General features: G+C 40.1%; 21 protein-coding genes. All 21 read left to right on the top strand.

The window, feature by feature from the left end:
* Window positions 1–244 precede the first annotated feature (244 nt).
* The 21 genes from B0E43_RS21860 (at window position 245) to B0E43_RS21960 (ending at window position 19,683) form a co-directional block, all read left to right on the top strand.
* Window positions 245–817 carry a hypothetical protein gene (locus tag B0E43_RS21860; protein WP_077353544.1) on the top strand — a complete coding sequence of 191 codons (573 nt, stop codon included), beginning with the start codon at window positions 245–247 and terminating at the stop codon, window positions 815–817.
* 674 nt (window positions 818–1,491) lie between these two features.
* Window positions 1,492–2,487 (top strand): mannose-1-phosphate guanylyltransferase, encoded by a 996-nt coding sequence (locus tag B0E43_RS21865; protein WP_077353545.1) that lies wholly within the window; start codon window positions 1,492–1,494, stop codon window positions 2,485–2,487.
* A gap of 178 nt (window positions 2,488–2,665) precedes the next feature.
* Window positions 2,666–3,604, top strand: a complete 939-nt coding sequence (locus B0E43_RS21870) for a UDP-glucuronic acid decarboxylase family protein (RefSeq protein WP_077353546.1) — start codon at window positions 2,666–2,668, stop codon at window positions 3,602–3,604.
* Between the two features lie 30 nt (window positions 3,605–3,634).
* On the top strand, window positions 3,635–3,799 hold the full coding sequence (locus B0E43_RS21875) for a four helix bundle protein (protein WP_077353547.1): 165 nt from the start codon (window positions 3,635–3,637) through the stop codon (window positions 3,797–3,799).
* Window positions 3,800–3,802: 3 nt separating this feature from the next.
* The gene (locus B0E43_RS21880; RefSeq protein WP_077353548.1) at window positions 3,803–4,057 is read left to right on the top strand and encodes a GIY-YIG nuclease family protein; all 255 of its coding nucleotides are present in this window, start codon (window positions 3,803–3,805) and stop codon (window positions 4,055–4,057) included.
* Window positions 4,058–4,107: 50 nt separating this feature from the next.
* Window positions 4,108–4,296 carry a four helix bundle protein gene (locus B0E43_RS23240; RefSeq protein WP_371454739.1) on the top strand — a complete coding sequence of 63 codons (189 nt, stop codon included), beginning with the start codon at window positions 4,108–4,110 and terminating at the stop codon, window positions 4,294–4,296.
* Window positions 4,297–4,364: 68 nt separating this feature from the next.
* The gene (locus B0E43_RS21890; protein WP_077353550.1) at window positions 4,365–5,351 is read left to right on the top strand and encodes a GDP-L-fucose synthase; all 987 of its coding nucleotides are present in this window, start codon (window positions 4,365–4,367) and stop codon (window positions 5,349–5,351) included.
* A 41-nt stretch (window positions 5,352–5,392) separates the two neighbouring features.
* Window positions 5,393–6,220 carry a glycosyltransferase family 2 protein gene (locus tag B0E43_RS21895; RefSeq protein WP_256386955.1) on the top strand — a complete coding sequence of 276 codons (828 nt, stop codon included), beginning with the start codon at window positions 5,393–5,395 and terminating at the stop codon, window positions 6,218–6,220.
* 64 nt (window positions 6,221–6,284) lie between these two features.
* On the top strand, window positions 6,285–7,379 hold the full coding sequence (locus tag B0E43_RS21900; RefSeq protein ID WP_077353552.1) for a glycosyltransferase family 1 protein: 1,095 nt from the start codon (window positions 6,285–6,287) through the stop codon (window positions 7,377–7,379).
* 174 nt (window positions 7,380–7,553) lie between these two features.
* The gene (locus tag B0E43_RS21905) at window positions 7,554–8,345 is read left to right on the top strand and encodes an FkbM family methyltransferase (protein ID WP_217349196.1); all 792 of its coding nucleotides are present in this window, start codon (window positions 7,554–7,556) and stop codon (window positions 8,343–8,345) included.
* Window positions 8,314–9,369, top strand: a complete 1,056-nt coding sequence (locus B0E43_RS21910; RefSeq protein WP_077353554.1) for a GDP-mannose 4,6-dehydratase — start codon at window positions 8,314–8,316, stop codon at window positions 9,367–9,369. The genes B0E43_RS21905 and B0E43_RS21910 overlap by 32 nt, the downstream gene beginning before the upstream one ends.
* A gap of 226 nt (window positions 9,370–9,595) precedes the next feature.
* Window positions 9,596–9,967 (top strand): GxxExxY protein, encoded by a 372-nt coding sequence (locus B0E43_RS21915; RefSeq protein ID WP_077353555.1) that lies wholly within the window; start codon window positions 9,596–9,598, stop codon window positions 9,965–9,967.
* A 310-nt stretch (window positions 9,968–10,277) separates the two neighbouring features.
* The gene (gene gmd, locus B0E43_RS21920) at window positions 10,278–11,441 is read left to right on the top strand and encodes a GDP-mannose 4,6-dehydratase (RefSeq protein WP_077353556.1); all 1,164 of its coding nucleotides are present in this window, start codon (window positions 10,278–10,280) and stop codon (window positions 11,439–11,441) included.
* Window positions 11,442–11,546: 105 nt separating this feature from the next.
* Complete coding sequence (locus tag B0E43_RS21925) at window positions 11,547–12,857, top strand: nucleotide sugar dehydrogenase (RefSeq protein WP_077353557.1); 1,311 nt, start codon at window positions 11,547–11,549, stop codon at window positions 12,855–12,857.
* 6 nt (window positions 12,858–12,863) lie between these two features.
* Window positions 12,864–14,066 carry a UDP-N-acetylglucosamine 4,6-dehydratase gene (locus B0E43_RS21930; RefSeq protein WP_077353558.1) on the top strand — a complete coding sequence of 401 codons (1,203 nt, stop codon included), beginning with the start codon at window positions 12,864–12,866 and terminating at the stop codon, window positions 14,064–14,066.
* Window positions 14,066–15,214 carry a LegC family aminotransferase gene (locus B0E43_RS21935; RefSeq protein WP_254423484.1) on the top strand — a complete coding sequence of 383 codons (1,149 nt, stop codon included), beginning with the start codon at window positions 14,066–14,068 and terminating at the stop codon, window positions 15,212–15,214. The genes B0E43_RS21930 and B0E43_RS21935 overlap by 1 nt, the downstream gene beginning before the upstream one ends.
* Entirely contained in the window at window positions 15,201–15,827 is a 627-nt protein-coding gene (locus B0E43_RS21940; protein ID WP_077353559.1) for an acetyltransferase, read from the top strand. Before B0E43_RS21935 ends, B0E43_RS21940 begins: the two co-directional genes overlap by 14 nt.
* Window positions 15,824–16,852, top strand: a complete 1,029-nt coding sequence (neuB, locus tag B0E43_RS21945; protein ID WP_077353560.1) for an N-acetylneuraminate synthase — start codon at window positions 15,824–15,826, stop codon at window positions 16,850–16,852. The genes B0E43_RS21940 and neuB overlap by 4 nt, the downstream gene beginning before the upstream one ends.
* Window positions 16,849–17,973, top strand: coding sequence for a UDP-N-acetylglucosamine 2-epimerase (gene neuC / locus B0E43_RS21950; RefSeq protein WP_077353561.1), 1,125 nt, complete (start codon window positions 16,849–16,851; stop codon window positions 17,971–17,973). The genes neuB and neuC overlap by 4 nt, the downstream gene beginning before the upstream one ends.
* Window positions 17,957–19,003 (top strand): nucleotidyltransferase family protein, encoded by a 1,047-nt coding sequence (locus B0E43_RS21955; protein ID WP_077353562.1) that lies wholly within the window; start codon window positions 17,957–17,959, stop codon window positions 19,001–19,003. The genes neuC and B0E43_RS21955 overlap by 17 nt, the downstream gene beginning before the upstream one ends.
* 5 nt (window positions 19,004–19,008) lie before the next feature.
* Window positions 19,009–19,683 (top strand): cytidylyltransferase domain-containing protein, encoded by a 675-nt coding sequence (locus tag B0E43_RS21960; RefSeq protein WP_254423485.1) that lies wholly within the window; start codon window positions 19,009–19,011, stop codon window positions 19,681–19,683.
* Window positions 19,684–19,762: the final 79 nt, after the last annotated feature.

Consider the following 19,762-nt stretch of genomic DNA (forward strand, 5'->3'; position numbering starts at 1 on the left):
CAATAATTGATTTTTATGACTAACTTCACCCAATAGTATAAGAGCAAAAAGACTCACGATTTTTCAAGACACTTAATCCTAAATAGGCCCCTCGGTAACTTGGGAAAATGAATTCTAGCGATAGGCTGTAATACAAAGTCTGGAAATGGAATTTGTTTAATGGTGAATCATTTTCTTCCTACAGACATTCGTTTTGAATAAGGATGTATTGAGGATTGGCATTTTATTTTCATTACAATTAATCATGAGTATAATTAGTTTTTTCAATTCTGTTCTTTCAGGCCAAAAATCCAAATCAAGAATTATCGAAGGTTTTGAGGTTTCCTATCGATATTCTGGAAAAGGAGTGCTTTTTGATCCCATTACTATGCTTCGGGACTTAAAGTACAAACTAGAAAGTAACCAGGTCACAACTGGGGAATTGTGTGTAAGCTTGGGTGAAATTGTGGATCAACAACTGAACTTTAATGATCAACTGGTCCCAACCGTAGAAGCAAAATTTAAAATTGAAAATGAATATTTGAAGGTCCAACGATATGTAATGACTTTTGAATCAATTCCCTGTAGTTGGTATGATTTTTTTCTGGATCAAATTCCGCTTTGTACTTTTCAGCGGAGGTATGATTATGGTAAAGACTTTGAAATGATCAAAGAAAAATTTGCGTCATTTACCTCAAACCAACCTAGTCCAATGTCCAATTATTGGGAAAACAGACAAAATGAAGGCTTGTTTTTAGAACATTTTGGCCATACCCAGATTTGGGTATTACATTCAGTTTCCGGATTAAAGCAAGTTTGGAACAAGTTGGGTAACTGATTCTTACATTATTTCCCTCACAAATTATTTTCCGGTGACGAAAGGCATTTTTTTCAATATGAAAAAATTGACAAAAAGTAGGATGAAAAATGGATCAAGAAATGAGTACAAAAGTTGCTCATTTGATTACCTTTGTAGTGAGAGAAATTTTGAAAATGCCTCAAATTTCAATTCTGAGGCTTTTTTTAATTAAATGTTTGAGATTTAGGGAGTTAAATTAACTTCCAATTAAATCAAGACCTGTTAAGGCCAAAGCGTTAAGACCTGAGGATTTAAAAATAGGAGTTGAAGCCCTTTTGGCTCAAATTTTTCCCCTTCAGATTTTGATCCTTTTGGGACTGAAAGGGCGAAGCTGTATCTGATCGCTTTAATCAAGCTCTAGCAAAAGGCCAAAGGATTTCGGCGAAAGTCATTCGAAGGATTAGCATGGTTGTGTGAATTCGAAGAAAAAAATACCTTAGAATTGCCTTTAGTAGTCATTTTTATGTGTATCCGCTTAAAAGCACGTTGCCAAACAAAAAATGGCTAGAGGAACAATTGAAGGGGCTGTGGCCAGTGGACTATGGTCCGTGGACGGGTATCCGCATTTTCGCTTCAAAGGCTTGAAGTGCATCATATCGGATACTCATAATCATTTTTAAGACGTAATTATTTTTGGACTGATTATTTACCAAATGAAAATCATCAATGTTATTCTTTCCGGAGGTGTAGGTTCTAGACTTTGGCCATTGTCCCGGAAATCCAGGCCTAAGCAATACCTTTCGATTTTTGAAGGACATACGCTTTTTCAAAAAACAGCATTGAGAAATAAAGAATATTGCGATGAGGTCATCGTGGTTGGCAATTGCGATAATTTTGAGCTTTCACGCAAAGATCTGGATAGTGCCGAAATCAAGGATTACACCGAAATAATTGAAGCCTGCCCAAGAAACACCGCTGCGGCAATCGCATTTGCAGCTTTTGATGCTCATCCGGAAGATATTCTGTTTGTAACCCCGTCCGATCACTTGATTAAGGCAGAAGAACTTTATGCCTCTGCAGTTTCCAGGGCGACACAGCTTGCAGATGAAGGATATATAGTGACTTTTGGTCTGAAACCTACCAAACCGGAAACCGGATACGGGTATATTGAATCAGAAGGGGAAAATGTAAAGAGTTTTAGAGAAAAGCCTGACCTAAAAACAGCCCAGAGTTTTTTGGAACAGGGAAATTTCTTTTGGAACTCAGGCATGTTTTGTTTTAAGGCCGGAGTATTTCTGCAGGAACTTCAGGAATTTGAGCCAGAGGTTTTTATGGCATCCAAAAAGGTATTTGACAATTCAGATTCAGGCAAGCTGGATTACGATTTATCAATGAAAATTCCCTCTATTTCTGTAGACTATGCAGTAATGGAGCGAACCAAAAAAATCAAAATGGTCCCTTCACTTTTCCGATGGTCAGATATGGGTTCTTTCGAATCGATCTACGAATACCTTGAAGGAAATGGGTATCCCAAAGACGAATTTGGAAATATGGTTATCGGAACCGATGTGCATACAGAATTTACCGGCCTGACAAATACCATTCTGATTCAAACGTCCGATGCAATCCTTGTCCTTCGAAAAGAAAATGCCCAAGACGTTAAAAAAATCTTCGAACGACTGGAAAAGGACCGTCCCGAATTGGTGTAAAGGAATAGTTAATTGTTAAAATGTTAAGGGTTAACCGCGGCTAGAAATGGGAATTTTGAATGCTTAAATGAATAGCAAATTGCTCGTGATTGACTGCAAATCTACTTTTAACATTTGACGCTTAACTATTAACCTTTTAACCATTAACCCTTAACAAATTAATCCTTAACCCCCAACCATGAAACGAATACTTGTCACCGGAGGCGCCGGATTCTTGGGCTCACACTTATGTGAGCGATTGCTGAATGAAGGCAATGAAGTGCTCTGTGTAGACAATCTTTTTACAGGCAGAAAGTCGAATATCCATCACCTTTTGGACAACAAGAATTTTGAATTCCTTAGGCATGATGTGACATTTCCGCTTTTTGTGGAAGTAGATGAGATTTATAATTTGGCATGCCCAGCCAGCCCGGTTCATTACCAATTTGACCCAGTCCAAACCACAAAAACCTCGGTGATTGGCGCAATTAATATGCTTGGTCTCGCTAAAAGGCTTAAAATCAAAATCCTCCAGGCTAGTACCTCTGAAGTTTACGGTGATCCTGAAATTCACCCACAGCCGGAATCCTACAAAGGCAGCGTAAGTACCACAGGTATCCGTGCCTGCTACGATGAGGGAAAGCGATGTGCCGAAACGCTCTTTTTTGACTATCATAGGCAACATAAAGTGGCCATCAAGGTCATGCGGATCTTCAATACCTATGGGCCAAGAATGCATCCCAATGACGGAAGAGTGGTCAGCAATTTTATAGTGCAGGCCTTGAAAGGTCAGGACATCACCATCTTTGGAGATGGCAGACAGACCCGGAGCTTTTGCTATGTGGACGACAACATCGAAGGGATGTATCGACTGATGAATTCCAGAGATGGATTTACAGGACCTGTCAACATCGGTAATCCTGGGGAATTTACCATGTTGGAACTTGCCCAATTGGTAATCGAAATGACGGGCAGCAAAAGCAAACTGATTTTCTTACCCCTTCCCCAAGATGATCCCATGCAGCGCAAACCGGTCATTGATTTGGCAAAAAAAGAATTGGATTGGGAACCGACTGTTGACCTTCGAACTGGCCTCGGAAAAACAATTGAGTACTTTGACCAACTCCTGAAGAGTTAATTGTTAAAAGTTAAATGTTAAAGGTTAAGCGTGGCCAGAATTGAGAATTTCGAGGAAATTGAAATTTGGCAGCTTGCACGTGATCTTTGTAGAATTATTAAGAAATTAACTTCAAAAGGTCCATTTCTTAAAGACTTTAAATTCTCTTCTCAAATCAATTCTGCAGCTGGTTCTGTAATGGACCCTGTGAAATAACGAATGTTTTACGTGTACGTTCTTCAAAGCCTTAAAGATCAGAAATTGTACACAGGATACACTTCAGATATAAATAAAAGATTCCAAGAACACAATTTAGGAGAAGTACCTTCAACCAAAAATAGAAAACCCTTTAAACTGATTTATTTCGAATTCTGTTTGAATCAAGTTGATGCAATTCATCGAGAGAGGTATCTTAAAACCACCTATGGGAAAAGATACCTAAAGAATCGATTAAAGAATTTTCACTTGGAATAGTATTTCACAGGGTAGCTGAAGGATTTGAAAGAGACGGCAACAAGGAATTTATTAATTTCCTATACATAGCAAAAGGTTCCAATGGAGAAGTCCGATCCCAATCCTACAGGGCTTTAGATGGAAATTACATTTCTTCTGAAGAGCAGTCAGAGGTTTTGATTTTAACAGAAAAACTAAAGTTTAAAATTCAAGGATTTATTTCGGTTCTTAAAAACAGCAGTCCAAAAGGTTATAAGTAATAATGGCGCTTGACGCTTTAACGATTAACCTTTAACGCTTAACATTTAACGCTTAACCCTTCCCTCTTTTGACCCTAAATCCCAACTCTAAAATATACATCGCCGGACACCGTGGAATGGTAGGTTCAGCCATTTGGAGAGCTTTGGAAGCTAATGGTTATTCGAATCTGATCGGAAAAACTTCAGGAGAGCTTGACCTTAGAAACCAGAAGGCAGTAGCTGATTATTTCAGAACTGAAAAACCTGAAGTTGTAATCGACGCTGCTGCCAGAGTAGGGGGAATTTTGGCAAACAACACCTATCCATACCAATTTTTAATGGAGAATTTGCAGATCCAAAACAATCTGATCGATTCTTCTTTAAAAGCAGATGTTCAGAAATTTATCTTTTTGGGATCTTCCTGTATTTATCCCAAGCTGGCACCTCAACCTTTGAAAGAGGAGTACTTGCTGACTGGCCCACTGGAACCTACCAATGAATGGTATGCAGTTGCCAAAATCACTGGAGTGAAAGCCTGTGAAGCCATCCGAAAGCAGTTTGGAAAAGACTACATCTCCCTGATGCCAACCAATTTGTATGGTCCGTTTGATAATTTTGATTTAAAGACTTCCCATGTCCTGCCTGCCATGATCCGGAAGTTTCACGATGCAAAGATTAAAAGTGAGCAATTAGGAGCTAGGGTCCCTGAGCTTGTCGATGGGGTCGAACTATGGGGAAGTGGGACGCCGATGCGGGAGTTTTTATTTGTGGAAGACTTGGCTGATGCGGTGGTTTTTGCTTTGGAAAATGAATTCACAGACAACCTCTACAATGTCGGTACCGGAGTAGACCTCACCATCAAAGAACTGGCAGAACTCATCCAAAAAACTGTAGGTCATACCGGAGAAATTCATTGGGATTCCAGCAAACCGGACGGTACTCCCAGGAAACTGATGGACGTGTCAAAGATGGAACAGGCCGGATGGAAAGCAAAAGTTGGACTCGAAGTTGGAATTCGAAGGACTTATGAATGGTTTCTGGAGAACATTGAAACTTTCAAAGAGGTAAAAATTTAAACTAATCTTTGTCGGATTAGCGCAGAACATTGAAAATAGCAGTGCTACTTACCTGCTTTAATAGAAAAGAGAAAACCAAAAAGTGTTTGGAACACCTCTTTTCCCAAAATTTGCCGGTGGGAGTCGCCTTACAGGTTTTTGTCTGTGATGATGGTTCAAGCGATGGGACAGGCGAGATGCTGGAAAAGGAATTTCCTAAAGTCATCGTCGTAAGTGGAACTGGGGATTTATTTTGGAATGGAGGGATGAACCTGGCATGGGCAAAGGCAAAGGAATTCGATTCATTCGATTTTTTTCTCTGGCTGAATGACGATACCTATCTGGAAATAGATGGTTTGAAGTCACTTTTGGAAAATTATGCCAAACTACCATCTCCGGCTGTTCTCATAGGAGCTTGTTATGACCCAAGAACCAAGGATTTTTCATTTGGAGGCACAAATTCTTCCGCTCCCATAATTCCAAACGGAAAGCTTCAGGAAGTGAGTTTGATCAATGGAAACCTGGTGTTAATTCCAGCAGAAATTGACCAGAAATTGAATGGGCTTTCTTCGGCATTTACACATTATTTTGGTGATTACGATTATGGATTGAGGGCTCAGAAAGCTGGATTTCCCTGCTACACTTCAACCGGCTACCTGGCAACTTGTGAATCCAATGAGGCGGTTTTTTGGGGTGACTCCAAACTCCCTTTTTCCAAGCGTTGGAAATTGGTACATGATACCAAAGGACTTGCCCTTCGGGAATATTTTCATTTTCTAAAAATCCATTTCGGATTATTTAAAGGGTACAAAACATTGGCTTCGGTTTATTTCAGAGTATTGTCCCCTTCTTTATTTTTGGGCTTTAAGAAAAGTCTGAAAATCCATTGAAAGTTTTAAAAGGCAAATTCTTGGGAGTAGAAATTTGGGGTTGGGGCAATTTTGACATTCAGCTTTGAGAATTGCATTTGATCCCCAGATTTTTTCAATCCAGAAATACGGTGGAATCTCCAGGTATTTTGTTCGGATTGCCGAGGAAATGCATCAAAAAGGGGAGCAGGTCTCGATTTTGGCTGGATACCATATCAATTCTTATTTAAATGATTGTTCCCCAAAATTGGTCAAAGGGAAGTATTTGGAAAAATATCCGTCGCGGAGTATACGGGCCATTAGAAAATTAAACAGCATCACTGGAAATCTTCGATCCTCCCTTACCAGACCGGATTTGATTCATGAAACTTATTTTTCATCCAAACCTGTAGTCAAATCCAAAGCTCCTGTTTTTGTCACTGTATATGATATGATTCAGGAAATTTATCCTGACCAGTTCCATGCAGGGGAGCTGGTAACCAATCAAAAAAAAGATGCGCTGAAAAGGGCTGATCATATATTCAGTATATCCCATCATACCAAAACTGATCTCTGTCGACTGTTTGATATTCCATCTGAAAAAATTTCTGTGGTTCATCTGGCAGCTGACAATCCTTTGGAATTGGGCTCCTTTACTAATTCAATTGAAAAGCCCTTTCTGCTTTATGTGGGCTTAAGATTTGATTATAAAAACTTTTCAAAATTCCTCAAAGCTTTCTCAAATTCAGATAGCCTGAAAAAGGAGTTTAATATAATTGCATTTGGGGGAAGTGGATTTAGCCAGAAGGAGAGATCTCTGATCCAATCTCTGGGACTTCAATCCAATCAGGTAATCCACTGTGGTGGTTCGGATTTGGATTTAGGCAGATTGTATGCCAAAGCCTATGCTTTTGTTTATCCCTCGATATACGAAGGATTTGGAATTCCATCCCTGGAAGCGATGTCCTATGGCTGCCCTGTTTTAAGCAGCAATTCCAGTTCACTTCCCGAAGTAGTAGGAGATGCCGCGCTTACCTTTAATCCGATGGATGGGGACGAAATGACTTTCCAAATGGAAAAAGTGGCCTTTGATTTAGAAATTCGTGAGCAATTGATCGCCAAAGGCTACCAAAGAGCAGGGGAGTTTTCTTGGGAAAAAACCGCTAGGGAAACTATGGATGTTTACAGAAAATTTGTTTAAACTCTTTGCAAGTTTGTATTTCTGATTTTAGTGAAATCCTGAGAAAGATCGATTGTGATGCCATTGAACAAGATTTATAAGGCCTTAAAGCGCAGACTAACCCCCCCTCCCATAATCCAAGATGAGACCTCAATCCTGGCTTTGGGCAAATTGCTCTCCAATCAACAGTGGAGCATGAATTCGAAATCTATCAATGATTACGAATTTAAAATCTTCAGCCAGTTTGGAGACGATGGGATTATCCAATACCTGATCAAGCATTTAACCATAGAAAACCAAACCTTTGTAGAGTTTGGGGTGGAAAATTACCAGGAGTCCAACACTAGGTTTTTGATGATGAACAACCTCTGGTCTGGACTTGTCATGGATGGATCAGAGTTTCATATAAGCTCTATCAAGCAGAGGCCTTGGTATTGGAAGCATCAATTGGCACATAAAGCCACTTTTGTGACTCGGGAAAACATCAATGAACTGATGGAGGAAGCGGGACTTTCGGATATCGGGCTTCTCCATATTGATATTGACGGCAACGATTACCACGTTTTGGAAGCCATGGATTTTTCCAGACTTAATCCCTCCATTCTGATCATGGAATACAACAGCGTTTTTGGAATGGAAAGGTCCATTTCGGTTCCTTATAGACCCGATTTTATCCGGACAAAAGCCCACAGTAGTAATTTGTTTTTTGGAGCTTCTATTAGTGCCTTACACCATCTGGCAGATCAGAAAGGATATGCATTGGTTGGTGGGAATTTGGCCGGGAATAACGCTTTCTTTGTCCGAAAAGACCTTTTAAACTCAAGGATCCGGGAATGTTCTTTGGCAAATGCCTTTAGAGAAAGCCAGTTTATGGAAAGCCGCGATGAAAATTTCCAGCTGACTTATTTGAGAGGTCCACAACGCTTAAATGCGATCCGTGGACTGGAAGTGCTTAATGTCATATCAGGTAAAACAGAAATCCTTTGATCGTCTTCTGTCTTCCAAATTCGGTCATCCTTCTTCGGTCTTCTGTCTTCGGCCTTCTGTCTACCTATTATTCCTTCTCCTTCTGAAATCAGCACTTATCATCGGCATTTCAGGTCAAGACGGTTCCTACCTGGCTGAATTACTCCTCAAAAAAGGGTATCAGGTATGGGGAACTTCAAGAGATGCGCAAGGTGGGAGTTTTACCAACCTTCAAAAGCTGAATATCAAATCTGAGGTGAACTTGATCTCCATGGACCAGGAGGATTTCCGCTCAGTCCTGGTAGGGATCAAAAAAACCAAACCGAACGAAATCTACTTTCTGGCAGGACAATCTTCGGTTGGACTCTCATTCGAACAGCCTGCAGAAACAATCCAAAGCTTTACCCTCGGTATTTTGAATGTCCTGGAGGCAGTGAAGCTGGAAAACAGAGACATCAAAGTTTACCATGCCGGAAGTTCTGAGGCATTTGGCGATACTCAGGGGCTGGCAGCTGATGAACTGACACCATTCAAACCACGCAGTCCCTATGCTTTGGCAAAGGCATCGGCGACTTGGCTGGTGGACAATTACCGGGAAGCTTATCAACTCTTTGCCTGTACGGGAATCCTGTTCAACCATGAATCTCCACTACGTCCGGAGCGATTCGTTACCCAAAAAGTAATCCAGACCGCGAAGCGGATCGCAGGCGGTTCATCCGAAAAACTGGAACTCGGCAGACTGGATATTTCCCGGGATTGGGGCTGGGCTCCGGAATATGTCGAAGCCATGTGGCTCATGCTGCAGCAGGAACAACCGGAGGATCTTATCATAGCCACCGGAACTTCTCGTAAGCTGGAAGAATTTGTCGCCATTACTTTTACACAATTGGGTATGAACTGGAGAGAATGTGTGGAGCAATCAGAGCATCTGATGAGACCCACAGACTTGATAGTTTCCAAAGCAAACCCTTCAAAAGCCTTTGCTAAACTCGGCTGGAAAGCAGAGAAGACCTTGGAAGAGATCGTGACGGAGATGCTTTCTTAAAATGACACAGAGCGCTTGCAGGCTCGCTTAATTTGTTACACAACTTGTCCCGAAGCATTTCGGGAGAGTTTCACAGAGGGCTCGCAGGCTCGCTTAATTTGTTACACAGAGTTTCACAGAGGGAGCACGGAGAACCACAGAGATAAACAAATAATTCAAATAGAAACTCAGTGGCCCTCGGTGCCTGCTCGGTGTCTCTCGGTGACAAAAAAAAGTCAAATTTTAAATGATTGAAGATTTACTGACAAAAGAAGTAATTGGCGCAGCCATAGAAGTGCATCGGCACCTAGGCCCTGGTCTTCTTGAATCTTCTTACCAAAAATGTCTTGAATTCGAATTGGTCAAACGTGGGCTAATAGCGAGAAGGGAAGTACCTGTCTCTATTCAATATAAAGAGCTACTAGTAGAAAATGGCTATCGAATAGATCTTTTAGTGAATGACGAGCTGGTGATTGAGACAAAAACAGTGGAAGAGTTGAATGATATTCATCTAGCCCAAATTCTTACTTATTTGAAGTTTGGAGGATTTAAAAGAGGTCTTTTACTCAACTTCAAAGTCCTTAAAATGATTGACGGAATACAAAGAGTATCTCTTTAAATATAAAAAACAATGGCCCCTTGGTGTCTTCTCCGTGGCTCTCCGTGACCCAAAAAGAATAATTTGGTGAACCGAAATAACAACTTGAAGCCCCTTCTAAAATCAGATTAAAAATTAAAACTCAGTGGCCATTGTTGGCTTTCTGTGCCTTCTCGATTGAACTTCAGTGATCGTAATTATCAATTGAACTTACGGAAGTAATAACGTTGAGTACCTTTTAGAATAAAATTTACAATATCAAACTCTGTGGTCCTCGGTGTAACTCTGTGCTCCTAAAAAGGATATCTCGGTGGCTATATGACCCAATAAAATGAAAACAGCACTAATAACCGGCGTAACCGGGCAAGACGGCTCATACCTCGCCGAACTTTTACTTGAAAAAGGTTACCAAGTCCATGGTATCAAGCGTAGAGCTTCTTCCTTCAATACCCAGCGTATCGACCACCTTTACCAGGATCAGCACGATGGAAATGTCAATTTTATCCTGCATTACGGTGATCTGACCGATTCCACAAACATCATCCGGATTATTCAGGAAGTGCAGCCGGATGAAATCTACAATCTTGGGGCTATGAGCCATGTCAAGGTTTCCTTTGACTCTCCTGAATATGTCGCGAATGTGGACGGAATCGGAACATTGAGGATATTGGAAGCAGTCCGGATCTTGGGTCTGGAGAAAAAGACCAGAATCTATCAGGCTTCTACCTCCGAACTTTACGGTGGAATGCCGGAAAACAAAAATGCACATGGTTTTTATGATGAAAACTCACCTTTTTACCCACGCTCTCCTTACGGGGCTGCCAAAATCTACGGGTTTTGGATCACCAAAAACTACCGGGAAGCCTATGGGATGTTTGCCTGCAACGGGATTCTCTTCAACCACGAATCTCCAAGAAGAGGTGAAACTTTCGTGACAAGGAAAATCACCATGGCCACTGCGGCAATTGCTCTTGGTAAACAAGATTGCTTATACCTTGGCAACTTAGAGGCTTTAAGGGATTGGGGGCATGCTAAGGACTATGTCAATGCAATGTGGTTAATCCTCCAGCAAGAAAAACCTGAAGACTTTGTAATAGCCACAGGAAAGACAACCAAAGTTCGTGACTTCGTAGAAATGGCCTTCGCTCACGTCGGTTTCACTCTCCGTTGGGAAGGAGAAGGAGTAAATGAGGTTGGGATACTCGATTCCATAGATGACCAGAAGTATCTTGCCACCACCGGACAATCTCTCAATCTCTCAACCTCTAATCTCTTAAACTCTAAACTGGTCAGAGTGGATCCGGCCTACTTCCGCCCCACCGAAGTCGACCTCCTCCTCGGCGACCCGACCAAATCCAAGACCCAATTGGGCTGGGAACCGGAATATGATTTAGGAGGATTAGTGGACGATATGATGGTTTCGGATTTGAAATTGTTCCGAATGGAAAAGGAACTACTGGACAATGGATATAGAGTGAAGAACCAGGTGGAGTAAAAAAATAAAAAGCTAGTTGGTAAAACATTTCAACCCGAAACGATTTAACACTTAACAATTAACGCTTAACAATTAACGCTTAACAATTAACGCTTATACTTTTAGATGCTTACCAATTTAGAAAAAAGCAAAATCGCCATCATTGGCCTCGGCTATGTCGGCCTTCCTCTTGCAGCAGCTTTTGCTGAAAAATTCAAAACCATCGGATACGATATAGACTCCAAGCGGGTCGGCGAACTCCAAAAAGGCCATGACCGCACATTGGAAGTCGGGGATGACCAACTCAAGTCTGTCTTGGTAGCAAGTACTTTAGATCTCGAAGAAAAGGGCAGTGGCCTGCTCGTTACCGACGCAGTAGGACCGATTTCTTTGGCAAATATCTACATCGTCACAGTTCCCACACCCACCGATAAGCACAACCGACCTGTACTTACCCCCATGCTAAGGGCCTCGGAAGCCATCGGAAAGGTGCTGAAAAGGGGAGATGTGGTCATCTACGAATCTACAGTCTATCCCGGTGTGACCGAGGAGGAATGCGTACCGGTATTGGAAAGAGTTTCCGGTCTGAAGTTCAATGAAGACTTTTTCGCTGGCTACTCTCCCGAGCGCATCAACCCGGGAGATAAAGAACATACCGTTACCAAGATTCTCAAAGTCACCTCCGGCAGTACCCCCGAAGTGGCCGAATACGTGGATCAACTCTACAAAGCCGTAATCACCGCCGGTACACACAAGGCTTCATGCATCAAAGTAGCCGAAGCTGCCAAAGTGATCGAAAACTCCCAGCGGGATATCAACATTGCCTTCGTCAACGAACTCAGCAAAATCTTTAATCTTCTTGGGATTGACACCCAAGAGGTCTTGGAAGCAGCGGGTACCAAGTGGAACTTCCTTCCTTTCCGTCCGGGGCTGGTAGGCGGTCATTGTATTGGGGTAGATCCCTTTTACTTAGCTCAAAAAGCCCAGGAAGTAGGCTGCCATCCGGAAATTATCCTGGCTGGCCGCAGGCTCAATGACTCCATGGGCAAGCATGTGGCTACTGAGACCATCAAGCACATGATGCGTAAAGACTTAAAAGTAATCGACACCAAAGTGCTGATTTTGGGATTCACCTTCAAAGAGGACTGTCCCGATGTGCGCAATACCCGGGTAATTGATATTTACAATGAACTCCGATCCTTTGATATCGATGTCTGTGTCTACGATCCTTGGGCCGATCCAGCCGAAGTTAAGCATGAATATGGCATCGAAGTAAGCAATGGAGGGGCTAAGCCCAATTTGGAAGACTATTCGGCCATTATTTTGGCCGTTGCTCATAAGGAATTCAAATCCTGGTCCATCCAAAAGTCGGATAATCAGGTGGTATTTGATGTGAAGTCCGTTTTGGGAAAAGGAAAAGTAGATGCGAGGCTGTAACTTGATATGAATATTTTAGATCTTATAGGAAGAACCGAGTTGCTTTTCGAAAGGGATATTTTATCTCATGAAACAACTTTATTTCAGATGGTATCAAACTCCAAGTTCTTGGTAATTGGTGCAGCTGGATCAATAGGACAAGCTGTTACAAAAGAGCTTTTTAAAAGAAATCCTCAAAAACTTCATGTTGTAGATATCAGCGAAAATAATCTCGTAGAGCTTGTCAGAGATATTAGAAGTTCCTTTGGCTACATAGATGGTGATTTCAGGACATTTTCCTTGGATATTGCATCACCAATTTATGATGCTTTTATAGAATCAGATGGAGACTACGATTATGTACTGAACCTTTCAGCACTCAAGCATGTAAGAAGCGAAAAAGATCCATTTTCACTCATGAGGATGATCGAGGTAAATATTTTAAATACCCTCAAAACAATTCGTCAATCTAAAGAAAAAGGAGTAAAAAAATATTTCTGTGTCTCTACGGACAAGGCAGCAAACCCTGTCAACATGATGGGAGCTTCCAAACGAATCATGGAGCTTTTCTTAATGCGTGAGTCCAAAGATATTACCATATCAACAGCGCGCTTTGCAAACGTGGCATTTTCTGATGGTTCTTTGCTTCATGGTTTCAATCAACGAATTCAAAAAAGACAGCCAATAGTAGCCCCAAATGATATCAGAAGGTACTTCGTTACTCCTCAGGAATCCGGGGAACTCTGCTTGATGTCCTGTCTATTGGGTAGAAACAAAGATATTTTCTTTCCAAAGCTCAGCGAGGAACTACATCTAATCACCTTCGCCGAAATAGCAATTAACTATTTGAAGCAATTAGGCTACGAACCTTATATCTGTTCTTCAGAAGAAGAAGCTCGCAAGTTCTTCCAGACAAATAACCAATCCCTAAAAACTAATAACAAAAACTGGCCTTGTTACTTTACCCAAAGTGATACCACCGGAGAGAAGGATTTTGAAGAATTCTTTATGGATGGGGAAGTTTTGGATTTGGATAGATTTGAAAATTTAGGTATAGTAAAAAGCAGTTTACCATATCAGGAAGATAAACTGAATTGGTTCCTTTCTGAAGTCAATGGACTAATTAAAAACCATCAATGGTCAAAAGCTGACCTATTGACTTTTTTTAATGAATTATTGCCTGCCTTTGACCACAAGGAAACAGGGAAATATTTGGATTCCAAAATGTAATGATGGCTTTTCAGGATACGATTAAGTTTATTCAGGATAAGTTCCAATCCAAAGATTTTATTCCACTTCATGCTCCAGTGTTTAGTGGAAATGAGCGAAAATATGTAATGGATACATTGGATTCCACCTTTGTTTCCTCTGTTGGGGCTTATGTTGATAAGTCAGAACAAATGATAGCTGAGATCAGTCAAACTAAAAAGGCTGTGGCAGTGGTTAATGGTACTTCAGGCTTACATATTGCCTTGCAATTGGCTGGTGTAACAAGAGGGGATGAGGTGATTACCCAAGCCCTGACTTTTGTAGCCACAGCTAATGCGATTCATTATACAGGTTCAAATCCCGTCTTTTTGGACGTGGACTATGACACCATGGGACTTTCTCCTAGAGCAGTTTCTGATTTTCTGGAAGAGTTTGGTGAAATCAGGGAATCAGGTACTTATAATAAACAGACCGGAAAAAGAATTGCGGCCTGTATGCCGATGCATACGTTTGGTTTTCCAGTTCATCTGGATGAATTGCTTCAAGTTTGTAATTCATGGAATATTCCGCTTGTGGAAGATGCTGCTGAATCTTTGGGGAGTTACTACAAGGGAAAGCATACCGGTTCTTTTGGTCAACTTGGAGTTTTTTCATTTAATGGAAACAAAATCGTTACCTCCGGGGGAGGAGGCATGATTGTGACGAATAATGAAAATTTGGGACAAAAGGGTAAGCACTTGACCACAACAGCCAAAGTTCCTCACCCCTATGAATTTGTCCATGATGAAGTCGGATATAATTTCCGAATGCCCAATCTAAATGCAGCGTTGATTTGTGGACAGTTGGAACAATTGGATTCATTTTTGGCCAATAAGAGAAAGCTCGCAAATGAATATGCTGATTTTTTTTTTGAGAGCCAGGGAATCATATTTAGGAAAGAAATCGAAAACACAAAGTCCAATTACTGGCTAATGGCTGTAGAATTGGAAGATCTTGAAGCTCGAAATGCTTTTTTGAAGGAAACCAATGAAGCCAAAACTATGACTAGACCTATTTGGCAGCTGATGTACCGCTTACCCATGTACAAGGATTGTTTCAGAGATAGTCAAAAGAATGCTGAAAATCTGGAGGAAAGAATAGTAAATATTCCAAGTAGTGTCCGGGTCTAAATCTGTTTTTCTTTTTGGTTACTCAGGCCATGCATATGTGATTATTGAGTCACTTTTGGATGCAGGATTTCATGTTAGGGGATATTTTGACTTTCAAGAGGCTGAGAGGAATCCCTACAACTTGGAATATTTTGGATTTGAGAGTGAGGTTGATCTTAAGAGAATAGTAGGAAATGGCTTGGTCTTTCCTTCTATTGGTGAAAATTTGGTGAGAAAGAAATTGATTAAACTTTTTGAAAATCTTGGATTAACTCAATTTGTAGTGTATGATCCTAGTGCGAATGTTTCTAGAACCGCAAAAGTGAATAGTTCCACATATATAGGAAAGAATGTTACAGTTAATGCCCAATGTGAAATTGGCAAGGGTGTTATCTTAAATACTTCTTGTATAATCGAACATGATTGTAAGGTCTCTAATTGCGTGCATATTGCCCCGGGAGCGGTACTTTGTGGAAATGTTTCTGTTGGAGAAGACAGCTTTATTGGTGCGAATTCTGTAGTTAGGCAGAATGTAAAGATTTATGAAACAAATGTTATTGGAGCGGGGAGTGTAGTGACATCAGATGTAAATGAGAGTGGTGTTTGGATAGGTAATAAACTGAGAAAATTATGAGTACCAATCATGTGGTGGTTATAGCCGAAGCCGGCGTTAATCATAATGGAGACCTTAATAAGGCATTGAGGTTAATTGATGTCGCTTCTGAAGCGGGTGCCGATTTTGTGAAGTTTCAGACATTCAAAGCGGAGAAAATCGTGAACCCAACTGCTCAGAAAGCAGCCTATCAAAAGGATAATATGAAAGACGATGAGGGTACCCAATTCGATATGCTCAAAAAGCTGGAGATGGGGGAGGATTGGTATCCGGTCTTGATTGAAAGGTGTCTAAAGAAAGGGATTAAATTTCTTTCTACAGGATTTGATACGGAAAGTATTGATTTTTTGAATAACTTGAATATTCCTTTCTATAAAATCCCTTCTGGTGAAATTACCAATAAGCCCTATTTACAGCACATTGCTAGAAAAGGGAAAGACATAATATTGTCCACAGGTATGGCTAATTTGGATGAAGTAAAATCAGCAGTGGAGGTAATCATTCAAGAAGGAATAGGTAAAGAAAGAATAACGGTTCTCCATTGCAATACCGAATATCCTACGCCTATGGAAGATGTTAATCTGTTTGCGATGAACCATATAGCAAAAGATCTTGAATTAAAGGTTGGTTATTCTGACCATACCTTGGGCGTTGAAGTTCCTATAGCTGCTGTTGCACTAGGCGCTTGCGTGATAGAAAAACATTTTACCCTTGATAGGAATCTTCAAGGTCCCGACCATGCTGCAAGTCTTGAACCTCTTGAACTGAAAATTATGGTTCAAGCAATCAGGAATATTGAAAAAGCGATTTCAGGATCTGGGATCAAAGAACCCAGTTCAAGCGAGAAAAAGAATATTTCAATTGTCAGAAAAAGCCTTCATTTCAATCATGATGTAAGAAAAGGGCAAATTTTACGAAAAGAGGATCTTATTGCTCTTCGACCGGGAGATGGGATTTCTCCCATGGAGATTGATGATATCCTGGGGAAGGAATTACTAAATGACTTCATTGCAGGAACTAAACTCAAATTTGAATATTTAAAGTGATTACAGTCGGGGTTTTGACAAGTTCAAGAGCGGACTATGGTATTTATTTACCATTGCTCATGGCATTAAATAAGGACAATGACTTTGACCTTAAATTAGTTGTTTTTGGAACACACCTTTCAAAATTTCATGGTTTTACTTTATCTCAGATAGAGTCGGACGGTTTTGTTGCCTTCAAGAAGATCGAATCATTATTATTGGGCGACTCTTCAAATGCTATCGCCTCGGCTTATTCCCTAACAGCGCTCAAGTTTTCTGAATTTTGGGAAGAAAATGCGAACGAGTTTGATGTTGTTTTTGCTTTGGGAGATCGGTTTGAAATGGCAGCGGCTGTGGCAGCCTCGATTCCTTACCAAGTTAAAATCGCACATCTTCATGGCGGTGAGACTACTCTTGGGGCCATTGATAATGTATATCGGCATTTCATTTCCCTTGCAAGTAGTTTACATTTTGTATCCACGGAATCATTTAAAAATCGATTGATCCAATTGTTAAATGAGGAGGGTGCTGGAATTTTCAATGTGGGTTCACTAAGCTTGGAAAATTTGGCAACAATGCCTATACTTTCCATTGATGAGTTTTACGAAAAATGGGGAATTAATCTCAACCAAGACACCATTTTGGTAACGGTCCATCCTGAAACAATTGCTTTCAACCTAAATGAAAAGTATTGTAGGGAAGTTTCTATAGCCCTGGAGCAACTGTCAACCAACTATCAGATAGTGGTCACTATGCCCAATGCTGATACCGCTGGTATGATTTATAGATTGGCTTTTGAAAACCTTAGTAACAAGCATGAGAATATAAAATGCATTGAAAATTTTGGAACCCAATCCTACTTTACCTGTATGAGGTATTCCAAATTGTTGATTGGAAATACTTCAAGCGGGATTTTGGAAGCAGCTTCCTTAAAGAAATATGTTTTGAATTTGGGTGATCGCCAAAAAGGTAGATTGGCTGGGAAAAATGTAATTCATTTACCGTTTATTGCAGATAAAATTGTAAGTAAAGCTGTTGACTATTCTCAAATTCAATTTGAAGGAGAAAACCTTTATTATCAGCCTAACCCCTCTAATAATATTTTAAGAATTTTGAAAGAAAATTATGCAAACTTTTCATAGGCATATAGCTGATATCAATACACCTGTGAGGGAAGCCTTAAAGCAACTGGACACTTTAGCTTCTGATGCCATTTTATTCTTAGTGGATGGAGAGAATAAATTGCAAGGTTCACTTACTGACGGCGATTTGAGAAGAGGGTTTATTAAAGGTTTAGGCTTTGAGAATCTCCTGGCAGAATTCATCCAACCTAACCCTAAATATATTCAACAAGGCAAATATGATTTGAACGAGATCATTGAATTAAGAAAAAAACATTTTTCTGTTTTTCCTGTGGTCAATGCACAGATGCAAATCATAAATGTAGTCAATTTCAAACATCAAAGGTCTTATTTGCCCGTTGATGCTTTGATTATGGCAGGAGGGAGAGGTGAGCGATTAAAGCCACTTACAGATACCACTCCCAAGCCGCTATTAAGAATTGGAGAAAAACCCATTATAGAGCATAATATAGATCGATTGGCTTCATTTGGAGTTGATGATATTTGGCTTTCTGTTAGATACTTGGGAGAACAGCTTGAAAATTATTTTGGTGATGGATCAAAAAAAGGAATTCGGGTAAAATACGTATGGGAGAATCAGCCTCTGGGTACTGCCGGTGCTTTGGGTTTGGTAAATGATTTTGTGCACGATCATATTTTAATGATGAATTCAGATCTGCTGACCAATATTGATTTTGAGGATTTGTTCTTGTTTTTTCAGAAAGAAGAGGCTGACTTAGCAGTTGCTTGTATTCCTTATCAAGTCAATATTCCGTACGCTGTGATGGAAACAGAAGATAAAAGAGTTACAGGTCTTAAAGAAAAACCTACCTACACGCATTATTCTAATGCTGGTATTTATTTGATGAAAAAAGAAGTAGTTGATATTCTTCCTAAACAGAATCATTTCAATGCGACCGATCTGATGGAGCTCTTAATTTCAAAGGGGAAAAAAGTAGTAGCATATCCATTGATGGGTTATTGGTTGGATATTGGTAAGCATGAAGACTATCAAAAAGCTTCATTGGACTTTAATCAAATAAAATTTTGAGACCGTTGGTAGTTATACCTGCAAGGGGAGGTTCAAAAGGTCTTCCACGAAAGAATATTAAAGATCTTGGAGAAAAGCCATTGATCCAGTATACGATTGAAGCAGCGAGAGAGGTGTTTAATGATGATGTCATTTGCGTTTCAACAGATGATAAGAAGATAAAAGAAGTGGTTGAGTCTTTAGGTCTTAAAGTTCCATTTTTAAGGCCACCTGAATTAGCTAGTGATACATCGGGTACATATGAGGTATTATTACATGCCATCGATTTTTATCAAAATAGAGGTTACATTCCTGATACTTTGATTCTTTTGCAACCTACTTCGCCTTTTAGAACCGGAATTCATATCAAAGAAGCTTTGGCGTTATTTGACAATTCACTTGAAATGGTTGTTTCTGTCAAAGAAACCAAATCAAATCCCTACTATGTTTTAAAGGAAGAAGATAGTAATGGTTGGTTAGTGAATTCAAAGGAAAGTAATTTTAATAGAAGACAAGATTGTCCAAAGGTTTGGGAGGTAAATGGAGCCATTTACTTGATTAATATCGAAGCATTAAAATCAAAAAAAATAAATGAGCTTAGTAAAGTTAAAAAATATGTAATGTCGGAGGAAAGCTCTTTAGATATAGATGATTTAGTCGATTTTGAGCTAGCTGAAATATTTCTAGAAAAGTATAAATGATAGATTGTCAATCTAAATCAAGTGGTATTCTCTTATTAAGGATTATCGGTATAAAATTTATTGTAGAATGTTGATGGAG

Origin of the sequence: Algoriphagus sp. A40, assembly GCF_002002735.1 — a bacterium.
Lineage (GTDB): Bacteria > Bacteroidota > Bacteroidia > Cytophagales > Cyclobacteriaceae > Algoriphagus.